The sequence below is a fragment of the Pseudoalteromonas sp. SG41-5 genome (genome assembly GCF_014164495.1).
Lineage (GTDB): Bacteria > Pseudomonadota > Gammaproteobacteria > Enterobacterales > Alteromonadaceae > Pseudoalteromonas > Pseudoalteromonas rhizosphaerae.
On record NZ_JACJFH010000010.1, the window covers coordinates 13097 to 29597 of the forward strand.

The 16501-nt window shown below is 40.3% G+C and carries 19 protein-coding genes; 5 read left to right on the plus strand and 14 right to left on the minus strand.

What is annotated here, in order from left to right; all coding sequences use genetic code 11:
• Nucleotides 1–7: 7 nt before the first annotated feature.
• On the minus strand, nucleotides 8–613 hold the full coding sequence (locus H5232_RS04355) for a peroxiredoxin C (RefSeq protein WP_145239274.1): 606 nt from the start codon (nucleotides 611–613) through the stop codon (nucleotides 8–10).
• Nucleotides 614–883: 270 nt separating this feature from the next.
• Entirely contained in the window at nucleotides 884–1597 is a 714-nt protein-coding gene (gene fadR, locus H5232_RS04360; protein ID WP_149981452.1) for a fatty acid metabolism transcriptional regulator FadR, read from the minus strand.
• A 433-nt stretch (nucleotides 1598–2030) separates the two neighbouring features.
• On the opposite strand from fadR, the gene nhaB reads away from it, so the two are divergent.
• The 3 genes from nhaB to H5232_RS04375 all read left to right on the plus strand — a co-directional run bounded on the left by nhaB (nucleotide 2031) and on the right by H5232_RS04375 (nucleotide 4593).
• A complete protein-coding gene (gene nhaB / locus H5232_RS04365) occupies nucleotides 2031–3614 on the plus strand; it encodes a sodium/proton antiporter NhaB (RefSeq protein ID WP_182718161.1) in 1584 nt (527 codons plus the stop codon).
• A 164-nt stretch (nucleotides 3615–3778) separates the two neighbouring features.
• Nucleotides 3779–4291: a disulfide bond formation protein DsbB gene (gene dsbB / locus H5232_RS04370; RefSeq protein ID WP_182739673.1), complete on the plus strand. Its 513-nt coding sequence runs from the start codon at nucleotides 3779–3781 to the stop codon at nucleotides 4289–4291.
• On the plus strand, nucleotides 4291–4593 hold the full coding sequence (locus H5232_RS04375) for a DUF6170 family protein (protein ID WP_182718163.1): 303 nt from the start codon (nucleotides 4291–4293) through the stop codon (nucleotides 4591–4593). The genes dsbB and H5232_RS04375 overlap by 1 nt, the downstream gene beginning before the upstream one ends.
• Nucleotides 4594–4609: 16 nt before the next feature.
• Here the strand turns inward: H5232_RS04375 and H5232_RS04380 are convergent, their stop codons facing one another.
• A complete protein-coding gene (locus H5232_RS04380; RefSeq protein WP_182718164.1) occupies nucleotides 4610–4906 on the minus strand; it encodes a ComEA family DNA-binding protein in 297 nt (98 codons plus the stop codon).
• 261 nt (nucleotides 4907–5167) lie between these two features.
• Here H5232_RS04380 and H5232_RS04385 point away from each other — a divergent pair, with 261 nt between their 5' ends.
• A complete protein-coding gene (locus tag H5232_RS04385; RefSeq protein WP_182718165.1) occupies nucleotides 5168–5482 on the plus strand; it encodes a YebG family protein in 315 nt (104 codons plus the stop codon).
• Between the two features lie 70 nt (nucleotides 5483–5552).
• Here H5232_RS04385 and putP read toward each other — a convergent pair whose 3' ends face one another.
• Nucleotides 5553–7064, minus strand: a complete 1512-nt coding sequence (putP, locus tag H5232_RS04390; RefSeq protein ID WP_149981458.1) for a sodium/proline symporter PutP — start codon at nucleotides 7062–7064, stop codon at nucleotides 5553–5555.
• Nucleotides 7065–7442: 378 nt separating this feature from the next.
• On the opposite strand from putP, the gene H5232_RS04395 reads away from it, so the two are divergent.
• Nucleotides 7443–8666, plus strand: a complete 1224-nt coding sequence (locus H5232_RS04395; protein ID WP_182718219.1) for an EAL and HDOD domain-containing protein — start codon at nucleotides 7443–7445, stop codon at nucleotides 8664–8666.
• 67 nt (nucleotides 8667–8733) lie between these two features.
• Here the strand turns inward: H5232_RS04395 and H5232_RS04400 are convergent, their stop codons facing one another.
• From H5232_RS04400 to ccmA, 10 genes are read right to left on the minus strand one after another with little or no spacing between them, the layout of a single operon-like run.
• Complete coding sequence (locus tag H5232_RS04400; RefSeq protein ID WP_182718166.1) at nucleotides 8734–9465, minus strand: VacJ family lipoprotein; 732 nt, start codon at nucleotides 9463–9465, stop codon at nucleotides 8734–8736.
• A 9-nt stretch (nucleotides 9466–9474) separates the two neighbouring features.
• Nucleotides 9475–10773 carry a c-type cytochrome biogenesis protein CcmI gene (ccmI, locus tag H5232_RS04405; protein WP_182718167.1) on the minus strand — a complete coding sequence of 433 codons (1299 nt, stop codon included), beginning with the start codon at nucleotides 10771–10773 and terminating at the stop codon, nucleotides 9475–9477.
• Nucleotides 10774–11235, minus strand: coding sequence for a cytochrome c-type biogenesis protein (locus H5232_RS04410; protein WP_182739671.1), 462 nt, complete (start codon nucleotides 11233–11235; stop codon nucleotides 10774–10776).
• Nucleotides 11232–11804: a DsbE family thiol:disulfide interchange protein gene (locus H5232_RS04415; protein ID WP_182718169.1), complete on the minus strand. Its 573-nt coding sequence runs from the start codon at nucleotides 11802–11804 to the stop codon at nucleotides 11232–11234. The genes H5232_RS04410 and H5232_RS04415 overlap by 4 nt, the downstream gene beginning before the upstream one ends.
• On the minus strand, nucleotides 11801–13768 hold the full coding sequence (locus H5232_RS04420) for a heme lyase CcmF/NrfE family subunit (protein ID WP_182794254.1): 1968 nt from the start codon (nucleotides 13766–13768) through the stop codon (nucleotides 11801–11803). Before H5232_RS04420 ends, H5232_RS04415 begins: the two co-directional genes overlap by 4 nt.
• Before the next feature lies 1 nt (nucleotide 13769).
• Nucleotides 13770–14249: a cytochrome c maturation protein CcmE gene (gene ccmE, locus H5232_RS04425; RefSeq protein WP_149981464.1), complete on the minus strand. Its 480-nt coding sequence runs from the start codon at nucleotides 14247–14249 to the stop codon at nucleotides 13770–13772.
• Nucleotides 14246–14449 carry a heme exporter protein CcmD gene (gene ccmD / locus H5232_RS04430; RefSeq protein ID WP_182739670.1) on the minus strand — a complete coding sequence of 68 codons (204 nt, stop codon included), beginning with the start codon at nucleotides 14447–14449 and terminating at the stop codon, nucleotides 14246–14248. Before ccmD ends, ccmE begins: the two co-directional genes overlap by 4 nt.
• Before the next feature lie 2 nt (nucleotides 14450–14451).
• Nucleotides 14452–15189, minus strand: coding sequence for a heme ABC transporter permease (locus H5232_RS04435; RefSeq protein ID WP_149981466.1), 738 nt, complete (start codon nucleotides 15187–15189; stop codon nucleotides 14452–14454).
• Nucleotide 15190: 1 nt separating this feature from the next.
• Nucleotides 15191–15877 (minus strand): heme exporter protein CcmB, encoded by a 687-nt coding sequence (gene ccmB, locus H5232_RS04440; RefSeq protein ID WP_182718172.1) that lies wholly within the window; start codon nucleotides 15875–15877, stop codon nucleotides 15191–15193.
• A complete protein-coding gene (gene ccmA, locus H5232_RS04445; RefSeq protein WP_149981467.1) occupies nucleotides 15877–16497 on the minus strand; it encodes a cytochrome c biogenesis heme-transporting ATPase CcmA in 621 nt (206 codons plus the stop codon). The genes ccmB and ccmA overlap by 1 nt, the downstream gene beginning before the upstream one ends.
• Nucleotides 16498–16501: the final 4 nt, after the last annotated feature.

Genomic DNA, 16501 nt, shown 5'->3' on the forward strand with positions numbered 1-16501 from the left:
GCCTAAATTATAGGTCGCTTTCGTTTTCTGAAAGGAACTTAGCAACGCCTGCTGGGCTTGCATCCATACCTTTTTTACCTTCAGTCCAACCAGCTGGACATACTTCACCGTGCTCAGTGTGAAACGCTAGAGCGTCAACCATACGAAGCATTTCGTCGATGTTACGACCTAGTGGTAAGTCATTTACTACTTGATGACGTACATTACCTTCTTCATCAATTAAGAATGAACCACGAAATGCAACGCCCGCTTCTGGATGCTCAACATCGTATGCTTTACAGATTTCGTGCTTAACATCTGCAACTAGTGCGTATTTAACTGCACCGATACCGCCGTCTGCAACAGCAGTGTTACGCCATGCGTTGTGTGAGAATTGTGAATCGATTGAAACACCAATTACTTCTACGCCACGCTTTTGGAATTCTTCATAACGCTTGTCAAAAGCAATTAGTTCAGAAGGACATACGAAAGTGAAATCTAATGGGTAAAAGAAGATGACTGCTTTTTTACCTTTGATTGTTTCGTGAAGATTGTAGCTATCTACGATCTCGCCGTTACCTAGTACTGCTGCAGCGGTAAAGTCTGGTGCCTGGCGGCCTACTAATACACCCATTTTATTCTCCAAATATTTGAGTTTGCTTTTAATTGCTTACGCAATGCTTGCCTTTAATATGGGATCTAAAAAATAAATACCAAGGGCTAGCATGCATAATTATCAGAATATTTTAGAGACTAAAGACTTAAAATAACAATCGTATTTTCCGATGTCACTCATCGAAAAATACGAACGCGGTGTATCACTCGCTGTTTGTCATTAATAACAGCGAAAAAAAACCTGCATATGCAGGCTCCTTATAGATATAACTACACAGTAAATGCAGAGTTAATCCATGATATTTTCCGGCATATCACCACGGATTTTTTGCCAGATCTCACCTGTTTGATGACCATATTTCCGCATCATTGAAATTGCGCCGTCATGTTCGCGTTTCTCAGCAAGTATGGTTAAATCTTTATAGAATTGACGCGCTAACTGACGCGTGCCTGGATCTGAAAAGTAATGACAGCCAATTTTAGAGTAAAAACCCTTAAAACCATTAAGAATAAGTACATAAATACGGTTATTACCTGCAACAGCCAACTCATGATGTACTTTATAATCATAATCAGCGAAAGCTTGTGCACTATCTTCAAGTTCATCACTTTTTGAAAGAATTTCTATCACGCGATCAGGTGCTAGTTTAATGGCAGCGCGAGTATAGATAGCGCTAATATTAGTACGCGCAGAAAGTAACTGGTCGGTTAACTCGGGCATTTTATCTTCATCAAGACGCGCTAAGGTCTCTAAAATATTAAGTCCTGAGGTTTCCCAAAAGTTATTTACTCGAGTCGGTTTACCGTGTTGGATTGTTAACCAACCATCACGCGCTAAACGCTGCAGTACTTCACGTAAGGTTGTACGAGTAACACCGATTAATTCTGATAACTCTCGCTCAGCGGGAAGAATAGAACCTGGTGGAAAATCACCATTCCAAATTGACTCAACAATGTACTCTTCGGCAAACCCTGCTGGGCTTTTCGCTTTAAAAATTCTCATTCAATTCCCACTTGAGTTACCACATAACATTACTTTAAACGATTAACTGACTGATTGTACCAGATGAAGCCAAACTAACAAGTAAAGTCACTTCATTAATTCACCCACGACGACAGGCTTAAGCCTCTACTCTCGCCACGTTTTTAAAATGGATACAGGCTAATTTATCACTCTTTCAGTGTCGCTTTCTTTTATACTAAATTGAAGGGATTGACCACAAAGAGTAATAGACATTTAACGTCATTATGCACACTATACGGACTGAATAAAAATACCCATTTCGCTATTTCAGCTACACTTAATATAGCGCGGCATATTAAATGGATAAAAGGTACGTGATGTTGTTTATAGCTTTTTTGTTTACACCACGGCTAGACTGAATTAACTTAACCAACAACAGTTATACTTAAATGTACAATAATAAGGAACACCTATGCAACAGAGTGTTTTCAATGCAATTTTTAAGAATTTTTTAGGCTCTGCCCCACAGTGGTATAAATACACAATTATTGCTTTTTTAGCTATTAACCCTGTGTTATTTCATATCAATCCCTATATGGCTGGTTGGGCATTAGTTTTAGAGTTTATTTTTACTCTCGCGATGGCGCTGAAATGTTATCCACTGCAACCAGGTGGTTTACTTGCAATTGAAGCACTGTTTATAGGCATGACAACTGCCGGGCAAGTAGAGCATGAAATTGTTCAAAATGTAGATGTAATCTTACTGTTGATCTTTATGGTCGCAGGTATCTACTTTATGAAAGATTTATTACTCTATATTTTCACCCGCTTGGTGGTATCAGTTCGCAGCAAAACTGTACTTTCCTTAGCATTTACTATTTCTGCAGCATTTCTTTCTGCTTTTTTAGACGCACTTACAGTAATGGCGGTGGTCATAGCTGTCGCTATGGGCTTTTACAGTATTTACCATAAAGTCGCCTCAGGGAAAGACTCCACTAGTGAACATGACATTAACGATGATAACCAAGTACGCCCAGTTAATCGTCAGGAACTTGAAGAATTTCGAGCTTTTTTACGTAACTTATTAATGCATGCTTCGATTGGTACCGCGCTTGGTGGAGTCTGTACTATGGTGGGTGAACCACAAAATCTTATTATTGCAGAACGAGCAAGCTGGCAATTTGGGGAGTTTTTCTTGCGTATGTTGCCTGTTACTATGCCTGTATTCATCGCTGGTATTGTTACTACAATATTACTCGAAAAAACAAAAACCTTCGGTTATGGCGCAAAGTTACCAGAACCGATTCATCAAATACTTGCTGATCACGCAAAAGAGCTCGATAACAAACGCACTAAACGCGATAAAGTTAATCTGATGTTTCAGTCATTTATTGCTGTATGGTTGATCATTGCATTAGCTTTACACCTTGCCACGGTTGGCTTAATTGGCTTATCCGTCATTATTTTTGCAACTGCGTCCGCTGGTATAATCGAAGAACACCAACTAGGAAAAGCGTTTGAAGAAGCATTGCCGTTTACTGCACTGTTATGTGTATTTTTCTCAATCGTTGCAGTAATTATTGATCAACACTTATTTACTCCTGTAATAACTTGGGTACTGACATTTGAAGGGCAATTACAGTTAGTTATGTTTTTTGTCGCTAATGGCCTACTCTCGATGGTCAGTGATAATGTGTTTGTTGGCACTGTTTACATCAACGAAGTAGCGGCGGCTTTAAAAGCAGGACAAATTAGTCGCGACCAATTTGATTTATTAGCAGTAGCAATTAATACTGGTACTAACTTACCAAGTGTAGCCACACCGAATGGACAAGCTGCATTTTTATTCTTACTAACATCAACACTTGCTCCCGTATTACGTTTATCTTACGGGCGTATGGTTTATATGGCACTTCCCTATACCATTGTACTTACGGTTGTTGGTTTAAGCTCTACATATCTAGGGCTTAGTGAGGTAACTGATTTACTCTATCAATGGGGTTGGATTGAACACCACAGCGCAAGCTTACAAAGTATAGGAAGTTCAGGGCATTAAATATCCAAACTCTGGACAGTAAATCCCTTAACCCATATTTAGGTTAAAGAGTAAAAAACAAAGCTGCTTCGGCAGCTTTTTTATTGTTACAAATCATATTTATCCTTGCGCCTAGTTTAATGACTAAGTCATAATTCATCTACAAATTATAGATTGGATATTTTATGACTTGGTTAGCAAATTTAGCCCAACAGCGCAGTGCTTGGTTACTGCTCGCTTTTAGTGCTTTTATTTTTGAAGTAATCGCATTGTTTTTTCAATATCAAATGGGCTTAGAGCCATGCATTATGTGTATTTACCAACGTACTGCCATGCTGGGGTTATTAGCCGCAGGGTTACTCGGTGCAATTAAACCCACGAATGTAATATGCCGTCTAACAGCATTTTCTGCATGGGCAGTTGCCAGTATTTGGGGTTATTTAATTGCACGCGAACATATCGATATGCAAACTACCACCGATCCTTTTGCGTTTAGCTGTGAATTCGAACCTAATTTCCCATTACCATTGCACGAATGGATGCCACATTTTTTTGCTGCAACAGGTGACTGTGGCAACATCGATTGGCAATTTGCAGGGCTAAGTATGCCGGCGTGGATGGAGATCATTTTTGCCGCATTTACTCTGATACTAATGGCCGTTGTAGCAAGTCGTTTAATAATTAAAAAGTCGCTGTGATGATGGCATTATTTTCAAGTCAAGTAACGCAATTAAAATCGTTTAAAATACGTCAACGTCAGCAAATAATTGCGATTGCAGTGAGTATGTTAACTCCAATGCAAAAAATCAGTTTGCGTATTATAAAGCTGGTTTTATTGATCCCAGTATTTCTATCATTAGCGTATGTTGAAGGTTGGTTGTTACTTCCAGCTTTACTTCTGGCCGGGTTAAGCTACCCGTTGTTAACCACTCCAGTCGAAATTCAATTCTCTAAACGCTATTTAAGGCACGCTATTAAGCAATTTGAGCAGGGCGAATAATTCGCCCTGCTGATTTTTAGAATGTAACTTTGCCATCCAATTTAGCGACTAATTTTTCGCCAATACCTTTCACCTGCGCTAAATCTGCAACAGACTTAAACTTGCCTTGCTTGGTACGGAAATCAATTATCGCTTGCGCTTTTGATTTACCAATACCCGGCAGCTGAGTAAGCTGTTCGACTGTTGCTTGATTCACATTGACTAACTGAACTTTCTTCATACTTTCAGCAGTCTCTGTTTTAGTTACAGCTGCGCTACTAGGCAATGAAATAGCTAAGCCAAGCACTACCACTATTAAAGTTAAAAACTTCATGTTTCTCCTCCATGATATCCATACGTGGACTCAATTAATAGTTGATTTTAATGCCTTCACTTTTGGACTACCTCCAAATAAAGTCATACTAAAAAAGTGCGACTATTTAAATAAAGTAAAGTTGTACCTCTTTGTCAAATCCTAGTAGTAAAAAATAAAAATGTTCACTTGCAAAAAGACCAATAAACAATTACTGTACATAAAAACAGTAATCAATCAAGGTGAACTTGTTATTCACCAAGCAAATTGGCAGGAGAAATCATGGCTGTTGTTGTTAAATATGTTGTAGAGAGAAACGGAGTCGAGCGTATGACGTTTACTACTAAAAAAGAAGCTGACGCGTATGACAAAATGCTTGATATAGCAGAGTCGCTTGAGGTTATGCTTGAGAAAGTTGATGTGCCACTAAGCGAACAACAAATCGAATCGCTCGCACTTGAGATTGCTAAAAGTAAAGACGACTTTATGAATGTACTTAAAGGCGGCAAAGAGGCAATACAGAAAACACCTACGGCGAAAGTAAAAAAAGAAAATGTAGCGTCGATTAAAGCCAGCGCAGATAAAGAAGCAAGCTAAAAAATTACAAGTTAACTAACTAAAAAAGGGCAATTAATTGCCCTTTTTTAGTTATAAAAATTACTACCCGTTATAGCCCTCGTTCAACTTCATCAAATAATTCGGTGATCTCTTTATTTGGTGGCGCTGTTGATAAGCTCACTGTAATGATTGCAATTGTTGCAAGTATAAAGCCCGGTATAATTTCATAAATGATACTGCTGAGGCTCTCACCATTTATAGTGATTGGCGCGTATATCCAGATCAACACTGTCCCTGCACCCACAACCATGCCACTGATCGCACCTTGTAGATTCATTCGCTTCCAATACAAGCTAAGTAATACTAACGGGCCAAACGCAGCCCCAAAACCAGCCCATGCATTACTTACTAAATCTAAAATAGAACTATCGCGATCATAAGCCAAATAAATAGCAAATAATGCAACGAGTAGTACACTAATTCGCCCAACTAAAACCAGCTCGGTTTGTGATGCATCACGGTTTAAATAAATTTTATAGAAGTCTTCAGTCAAAGAGCTTGAACAAACCAATAACTGAGATGAAATAGTACTCATAATCGCAGCTAAAATAGCAGCAAGTAAAAAGCCGGCAATAAGTGGATGGAAAACCAATTCAGATAATACTAAGAATATAGTTTCTTTATCGTCAATCAGCATTTGATTTTCGATCATGTAAGCGGCACCAAATAGTCCAGTTAACACTGCACCAATCGCTGATAAAGTCATCCACGACATACCAATACGACGCATAGTTGGCATATCTTTCACTGACCGTACTGACATAAAACGTACTATGATATGCGGTTGACCAAAATAACCTAAGCCCCATGCCATTGCAGAAATAATAGCGATAGTTGAACCACCAGCAAACCAATCTAACATATTAAGCGAGTGGACTTCGCTCTCTTTCGGAGCGCTTAACAGCAAGTCATAGCTGGCATTAGCAAGTGTGTCTAACACTGGCTGGTCTAGCATCGTATAAGTAACAATAGGTACAGCAAGTAGCGAGACAAACATAATGCAACCTTGCACAAAGTCAGTCAAACTAACAGCTAAGAAACCACCAAACAATGTATAGAGTACGACGACTCCGGTTGTCACATAAAGCCCTGTTTCGTAACTCATCTGAAATGAGTTTTCGAATAATTTACCGCCAGCGACAACGCCTGAAGAAGTATAAAGTGTAAAGAAAACGATGATCACGATTGCCGAGATGACTCGTAATATATTTTTATTATCAGCAAAACGATTAGCAAAGTAATCTGGGATGGTAATCGAGTCATTCGCTTTTTCAGTATAGACACGTAGCCTTGGCGCGACTAAAAAGTAGTTTGCCCAAGCACCAAGTACTAAACCTATCGCAATCCAAACTTTACTTAAGCCAAATAGATACATAGCACCGGGTAAACCCATAAGTAGCCAACCACTCATGTCCGATGCACCTGCAGATAGTGCAGCTACAGCTGGTGATAAACTTCTGCCACCCAACATATAACCCGACACATCGGCGGTAGACTGCTTATAAGCGTACAAGCCAATACCTAGCATTACGATAAAATACGCAGCTAAAGAAATAATCATTCCAGTTTCCAAACTCGCCTCCAACTCTGAAGTTAAAACCTGGCTTTCAATCCTAATAATGACTCATAAATCAATACTATATAAAGTCATTATTGGTGTAAAAACCAACCTAGAACTTGACTATATCACGCAAAGGGTGAATAACTCCACTTACTGAGGTAGCCAAGTAATGATATAAGGTGGAGTTGTTTTTATCTGATGGTTAATTATTTAACTACAGAACATGGTAATTAATACTTAATTACCTTAGGATTAGATCGATGATGTATCAATTAATTAATACTATAGCATTGATATTCTAAATATAATTAATGCTATTTATGCTGTTTTATCTTATATTGCCCAAGTAATCGCTTAACTGATGTGGACCCGCTGTTTATGTATTTTTATGCTGCACGCCAACCAATTTTAGATCGAAACAAACAACTTGTAGGGTATGAGCTACTCTTTCGTGATGGCGTTGATAATGTATTCCCTGATATTGATGGTGACGAGGCAACCACTCGGCTAATTGAAGGTAGTCAATTCAATTTTGGTTTAGAAGATCTCACCGATAATAAACCAGCGTATATCAACTTTACGCTTGAAACATTACAAAAAGGCTACCCAACTCTGCTTGGTAAAGATCAGATTGTTGTAGAAATACTCGAAACAATTCAACCAGGGAAACGCTTGCTCGCGATCGTCAAAGACTTAAAACAAAAAGGTTATACGCTCGCGCTGGATGATTATATTCACCAGCCTGTATGGCGTCATTTTTATCCTTTTATTGATATTATTAAAATAGATTTTATCAATTGTGACGTTGACACTATCCACACCATAATCGAAGAAATTAAACCTTATCCGCATATAAAATTATTAGCAGAAAAGGTAGAAACCTACGAAAAGTATCAATTAGCATTAGATCTTGGCTTTACTTACTTTCAGGGGTTTTTCTTTTCCAAACCAGAAATGGTGCAAAGTAAAACCTTGCCGCCATCAGAGATAGCTCTTGCCGAGCTGCTTTATGAGACATCCACTGTTGAAGTCAATTTAAAGAAAATTACCGACGTATTTGAGCGAGATGTAAACCTCTCTTATAAATTATTACGTTATAGTAATTCAGCGGCATTTAAGCGCAGAGCTGAGATCAGCACCATCAAACAAGCACTAATTGTGCTAGGTGCAGCAGAAATTAAAAAGTTTTTATCCTTGTTGTTTGCAGCTCAAGTTGCTGGTGATAAACCCGCAGAGTTAATACGCTTATCGTTAACCAGAGCACGCTTTACTGAGTTGCTAGCTATAAACCATAATAAACTCAAAGATACGGGCATGGCTTTTTTAACCGGTATGATGTCATTAATGGATGCCATATTAGATGAAGATATGCAAAGCGTGATGAAAAAGCTACCATTATCCAACGACATAAAGTTAGCATTATTAGAGGATCAAGGTTTACTGGCACAATATCTGCGCTTAGTAAAATTATACGAACAAGCCAATTGGCAAGGTGCAAACGCGATTAAAGATGAGCTTGGTCTTGGCGCTGGTAAAGTGCCAGATGCGTATCATGATGCCGTTAACTGGGCTAATGAACAAATGAAAGTGCTGGCAGGATAATAAATAATACCGTAAATAACAATGCCAGCTTAGACGCTGGCATTTTTATTTAACCTGAAAATACACATTAAAGGCTTTCTAAAAAGTCTTCATCAAAATCGTCGGGCTCTTTTTCAACCGGTGGATTACCATCATACAACTCATATAACTGACGTTGAAAGTAAATGTCTTTCATAAAAATATACGGATCGAGTGACTCATTCAATAAGCTTTCTTGTGGTATTAAAGAAGCCCGAGCTTCTACAGCCTTTAACGCAAACACCAATACAGTTTGTGGCGTGGTTAAGGCAATTTTTGGTAACACATAGCCATCAACCACTGCACCCGTTAGGTTACGCGCTGTTGACGGTCCCATTCCCGGTAGCATTAAATAAGCACCGTCGCCTATTCCCCATACCCCCAGAGTTTGACCAAAGTCTTCATCGACAATATTCAAACCAAGCGATGTCGCAACATCAAATAAGCCAAAAATACCCACAGTTGAATTAACTAAAAACCGCGCTAAGCTCACGCCTGCGTTACCCGCTTTACCTTGTAGCGTGGCATTAACTACATCAGTTGGTGCACTAATGTTGCCAGTAAAATTGACGATACTACGGCGCACCGGTGTTGGTGTTACGGCCACATACCCTACCGCAACAGGGCGCAGAACATAAGCATCAAGTACATCCATATTAAAATCATACATTGGACGGTTAAATGATTGTAGTGGATCTCGCTCATCTATTTTTTCGTCAGGCACTTGCGCGCATCCTGCTAGCACCAATAGCCCAAACAAAACTAAACTCTGTCTTAACATCTTTTATCCTTAAGGTATTAATTCATTGATAAGTAAATCGTAAGCCTTGGTTTGGCTACGTTCTAACACATCTGAACGCCCTTCCAACTCACCCGTTGAAGGCATTACTGATGCATCCTTTGAAATGCGTGCAGTTAAAATAATTTTATCAACGCTTGAAAGCGTTAACCCTGCGACCATAGCATTACTATCACTTAACTGTACTTCAATTGGAAAACTATAATCTGTTAATTTTACCACTGCGAGCGGCATTGGCGGACCATTGGCAGCTTTTGCAAATACGAATAAGGTACCTTGGATTGGAAGCTTGTCCGCAAGCTGTGGCGCAAGATTAACGGTAACTTTGATAGCACTCATTTTAGCTGCGTTATTATCCTCGCCACTGCCCTGCTCAGCTTGTGGTTGCAACGCAGGTGCTAGTTGTGTGTTTTCAGCTGTAATATTTTGTTCAATTTCAGTAATTCGCTGAGCAATCATGTCATAGCGAGTATCTTGCTCATCCATACTCTTTAAAAGCACTTCGAATGCTGCTTTTGCTTGCAACCAATCATGACGCTCATAAGCAATTAACGCTAACAATGAAATAGCATCAAGGTTAGTTGGATCGTCTTTGAGCACTTTAGAGAGCATACCCGCAGCGCGCGTCATATTTACATCACTGCCTTCAAGTAATAGTACTTGGCTGTAACTGATCAGCACAGGCATGTTGTCAGGATCCATGCGTAGCACTTTATCAAATGACTGTTGCGCCATGTCGTATTCATTCAATGACATTGCAACACGACCGAGTAGCATCCAAGCCACTTGATCATCACCACTTTGCGCAAGTTTAGTGCGTAGCCCTAACGCAAACGCTTGTAATTCATTTTGGGTTAAAGGTTCGCCTTGTTGCATCACGGCTCGTTCACCATAAGCTGCTAAATTATCCATGGCGCTGTGCCAGTTCTGCAACTGTTGTTGTGAACCAGTTGCGGTATAAAATACAGCGGTAAAAGCGATTAAAAATGCACTGCCTGTTAATGCAAAAATACGGTTATTGCCTCTGCTCATCAGTGATTTTTCAGGCGATAACTCATTTAGTAAACGACGTTTGAGCTCAATCACAGACTCATCATGGTTAACTTGATCAATACGTTGATTTGCTAAATCATTCGCCAGCTCGCCAAGGCGCTGATGGTAGATGGCAATAAGCTCTGAATTAGCATTGTAAGTGAGACTTTGTACCCGCTCTTTACTCAAAAACGGTAATGCCACAAACGCCACAGCTAATAAGGTTAATAATGCAAAAGAAACCCACATTAGTATCATTTAAATCTGCTCCTGACGTTCATTTTTCGCAATGAGCTTGGCTAATAACGCCTCATCTTGCTCACTCCATGTTTGCTTAACCGCAGCCTTACGTTGACGAAAAATAATAAAGCCAAAGCCAAATACCACAATCAAAATAGGTAATACCCATAACACTAATGTTGCTGGCGTTACTGGCGGATCGTAGTGAACAAAATAGCCATAGCGGTCAATCATATATTCAATCACATCATCTTTCGATTTGCCTTCTTTGACTAACGCCAATACTTTTTCGCGCAAATCTTTCGCAACCACAGCATCTGAATCTGCGATATTTTGATTTTGACATTTAGGGCAACGTAATTCTTTAGTTAACTCAGTAAAGCGTTGCGCTTGTTCGTTGTTATCAAATTGGTAACGATCTTGCTCTGCCATAGCTATGCCACTGGCTAGTATCATTAAAGCAATTAAAAAATATTTCATGGCTGTAATTCCTGCATCAAGGGAGCAAATTTAGCACGCCAAACTCGTGGGTTTATATCGCCAGTATGGTGCAATAAAATGGTGCCTTTGCTATCCACTAAAAATGTTTCAGGTGCACCTGACACACCTAAATCAAGCGAAAGAGTACGGTGTAAGTCAAGAATATTAAACTGATACGGATCACCGGCACGACTTAACATTGACGTCACTTCTTCACGTAGCGCTGGCATATCAAATTCACCATCAAAGTCAGCATCATAACTTTGTACATAGTAAAGCCCGATAATTTTAACGCCTTGCTCTCGCAATTGGGTTAAATAATCTAATTCAGCTAAACAGGTAGGACACCAAGTGCCCCATACATTGAGTAGATATACATCGCCTTTTAATTGGCTATCTTGCCAACGCTTTGAATCCTGCATTAAATCAGGTAAATCAAAGGCTGGCATTGGCTGACCTAACCGACCGGTTTGAATTTCTCTTGGGTTTGAAAACAAACCTTGAAATAAAAACACGCACACTAAAACAAATGCCAGCAGAGGTATCAGCGCTAACAACTTGCGGTTCATACCAGTTTCTCCTGTGACTTATCGGTTTTTTTCTTGCTAGTACGGTAACGTTTGTCACCTAAAATCATAAAACCGGCAAGTGAGATCAATACACCACCAATCCACATCCAACGTACAAATGGCTTGTGATAGATGCGCAATGACCAACCGCCGTTATTTAATTGCTCACCCAGAGCAAGGTATAAATCACGGGTAAAGCCAGCATCAATTGCAGCCTCAGTCATAAATTGCATACCAATATCGTAACGGCGCTTTTCAGCATGCAGTACAGTGACTAGTTTATCATTTTTCAGGACGCTCACTTCTCCAGCATGACCACTGTAGTTTGCACCACGAATAGTGTATACCCCTTCAAAACGATACTGATATTGATTTAACTGTACGATTTCGCCCGGCTTCATCGAAACATCACGTTCAACCGAATACGCCGAAGTTAAAGTGACACCTGCGATAACAAAGGCAATACCAACATGCCCTAGTACCATAGCCCAATAACTAAGTCCTAACCTTTTAAGACCTTGGCTAAAGTTAGTTTGCAAAGTAGCTTTAACATATAAATCAACACCGGTGGTGATCACAATCCATATCGCAAGCGTGGTCGCCAATAAAGTTAAAGGCGCTACGCTGGCATAACTTGAATATAACCAAGCAGCACTGATCACTATGCTCATTAACGCTGACACAAGTAGTTTATTTTGTAAAAAAGACCACTTATTTTGCTTCCAACGTAACAGAGGGCCAGTGCCCATTAAGATGGCAAACGGCACCAAAATAATGGCAAACATTTTATTAAAGAATGGTTCGCCAATTGAAATACTGCCTAAGCCCATTTCTTTATGAACCATAGGTAATAAAGTACCCAGTAACACAATAAATGTAGCAACCACTAAAAATATATTATTGAGCCATAACGCCACTTCACGTGATACCAGTTTGTAACGACCTTCGCTGCGTACTTGCGATACCCTAAATGCATATAAGGTTAACGCACCACCAACCACTATCGCTAAAAACGCTAAGATAAATAAGCCACGATCAGGATCGGTAGCAAACGCATGCACTGACACAATAATGCCAGAGCGAACAATAAAGGTGCCCAGTAAACTCAATGAAAATGCAGCAATCGCAAGTAATACGGTCCATGATTTAAATACACCGCGTTTTTCGGTTGCCGATAATGAGTGCAATAATGCAGTAGCTACTAACCAAGGCATAAGCGATGCGTTTTCAACGGGATCCCAAAACCACCAGCCACCCCAGCCAAGCTCGGAATATGCCCACCAGCTTCCAATAGTAATACCTAGTGTTAAAAATCCCCACGCAGTCATTGTCCAAGGACGTGACCACTTAGCCCACGTATTATCAAGTTTACCTGTTAATAACGCTGCAATTGCGAATGCAAAAGAAACCGATAGACCAACATAACCCATATATAATAAAGGTGGATGGATGATCATCCCTGGATCTTGTAATAGCGGATTAAGGTCGCGCCCTTCGACAGGAAAATACGGCAGTAATAATTCAAATGGATTTGACATCCACAGGGTGTAAAGCATAAAGCCAACACCTAAAAAGCCTAACACACCTAATACACGAGCACGCAGTATCCAAGGCAGTGAATTAGAGCGCAGTGCTACTACTGCTGTCCAACCGGCTTGCATTACTAGCCACAATAAAATAGCACCTTCGTGCCCACCCCAGGTTGAAGTGATTTTATAATACCAAGGCAAGGTACTGCTAGAATGATAAGCCACGTACGCGACGGTAAAATCATCGGTTAAACTGGCATAAATTAAGGCAGCGAATGACACTAATACAAATACAAATTGGCCAACAGCTAATGAAGGAGCTGCACGCATTAACCGTAAATTACCAGTATGTGCGCCCCATAGAGGAAAAATACACAATAAAACACTCAGCACCATGGCCAGTGTTAGGGAAAAATAACCGAGTTCTGGGATCATCTTAATTGCCACTTTCTAAGTTATATTTAGGTTTTTCGTGTTTGATCCCCTTCACCGCTTCCGCAACTTCAGCAGGCATGTATTCTTCATCATGCTTAGCCAATACTTCAAACGCTTCTATTACATTAGGTTCAATCAACACACCTTGAGCAACAATCCCTTGCCCCTCGCGAAATAAGTCAGGCAAAATACCTTGGTATTTGATCGTTACTAAAGGGCCTGTATCAATCAAGGTAAAGCTTACTTGTAGGCTGGTTTCATCTCGAATAACTGATCCTGGGACCACCATACCGCCAATACGCAACTTTTGACCAATGTGCGGCTTTTCTTTATTCGGGCCTTTTCCTTCAATTAACTCACTTGGAGTATAAAATAAGTTAATATTTTCTTGCAGCGCATACAATACTAAACCGATGGCGGCACCAATACCGAATACAATAGCGACGACGCCAAGCAAACGTTTCTTACGTCTTGGGTTCATGCTTGATTCTCCTGTTGAGCGTGTTTAATGCGAGCCTCTCGTTCAGCTTGTTGCTGCACAGAAGCCATAATGCGCTTAGTATCATTAAAAGAGCTTACTAAAATACCTAATAAAATCAGTGCACATGAACCAAAAGAAAGCCACACGTAAAAGCCGTAACCGCCCATGGCAATAAAATCAGAAAAAGAATCAAACTGCATAACTAGCCCCTATTTAACAACTGACGCACCCAAGGGCGATGCTTTTCACGTTGTAAAATTTCATTTTTAAGACGCATCAAAGTCACCATGCCAACAAAACCAGCAAATGCGACTATATTTACCATTAATGGCCAAAACATACTTGAATCAATGGCTTTCGTATCAAACTTGGTAATAGTGGCACCTTGATGCAAGGTGTTCCACCACTCAACCGAAAAGTGAATAATGGGTAGGTTAATTACCCCCACAATAGCTAAAATAGATGCAGCTCGACCTGCTGCTTTTTTATCTTCAAAGGCATGATATAAAGACAATACCCCCAAATATAGAAATAATAGAATGAGCTCAGACGTAAGTCGTGCATCCCATACCCACCAGGCACCCCACATAGGTTTACCCCAAGCGGCGCCAGTAATAAGTGCAATTGCAGTTACACATGCGCCAACAGGTGCGATGGCAATCACCGCCAACTCGGCATTACGAAGTTGCCATACCAAAGCGATCACTGCCGCAATAGCCATTGATGAATAAGCCCCCATCGACAAAATAGCTGACGGTACATGAATGAAAATAATGCGATAACTGTCTTTTTGTTGATAGTCAGCTGGTGCATAGGCTAACCCCCAGACCCAACCAATAATCATAAAGACAACCGTTATCACGGCAAAATAAGGCAGTAACGTATTGCATAATTGATATGCACGATCTGCTTTAGCGTAGGGATGTAACCACTTCCACATATTAACTTACACTCACTTTCAATGCTGACGATATGGCGATTGGTGCGCTGATAATTGCAATGACAAGCATCGCACCAAGGATGGCAAGCTGACCACTATAATCCAGCGACATTGTGCTGGTATCGATAGCAGACGTTGCAAAAATTAATACGGGGATATATAAAGGCAAGACCAATAAACTCATCAAAATGCCGCCTTTTTGTAATCCCACTGTAAGCCCAGCGCCAATAGCGCCGATAAAACTAAGTAATGGCGTACCCAATAGCAAGGTAAGCACAGTTGCAATCAATGCTTGATTGTCTAAATTTAATAACAAGGCGAACAGCGGCGTCATCAACACCAACGGCAAGCCTGTAATAATCCAATGGGCAACGACTTTGCCAAGCACCGTTAACGGTAACGGGTACGATGAAGCAATCAATTGCTCTAAACTACCATCATGATAGTCATCACGAAATAGTTTATCTAAGCCTAACATGGTTGAAAGTAACGCAGCGACCCAGATAATACCGGGTGCCATACGGCTAAGTAGACCGGGCTCAGGACCAATTGCTAACGGAAATAATGTAATAACAATTAAGAAGAACAAAATGGGGTTTACGATTTCAGCACGCTGGCGAAATGCCAGCCGTAAATCTTTTTTACAAACGGCACTAAATAGCTGCCAATATGAATGCTGGCGTAACATCAGTGTCGGTACTCCAGAGTAACGGTTTGCAACTCATTAAAGTGGGTCGTTAAGTCTTGGTGGGTGGTTAATAAAATCGCCCCACCTTGTGCTAGGTGAGCTAAAAAGCGTTGCTGCAAAAATGCGATACCGGCTTTATCTAAGGCTGTAAATGGCTCATCCAGCACCCATAACTTCGCATCATTAAGCCAAAGTCTGATCAACGCAACACGACGTTGTTGACCAGCAGATAGAGTACGCACAGGTACATCTTCAAGACCAACTAAGCCAATCTTAGCTAATAATGAGTAAAGATCTTGCTCAGTGTCGTAACCTTGAATCTGTAACCAAAATCGCAGGTTTTCAATCGCACTAAGTTGGCTATTCACCCCTGTTTTATGGCCGATAAATAACAATTGCCGGGCAAATTCATCATAATTTTTAGCAATTGATTCACCTTGCCACATAACTTGTCCTTCATCGGGCGCAGAAAAACCCGCAATTATACGCAGCAAGGATGTTTTACCAGCCCCATTTGGGCCTGCTAATTGCATGATTTGGCCTGATTTCAAGCTGAAATTAAGATCCGCAAACAAACAACGTTCTTGCTTGATGCAGGTGACGGACTTAATGTGTAACAAGATG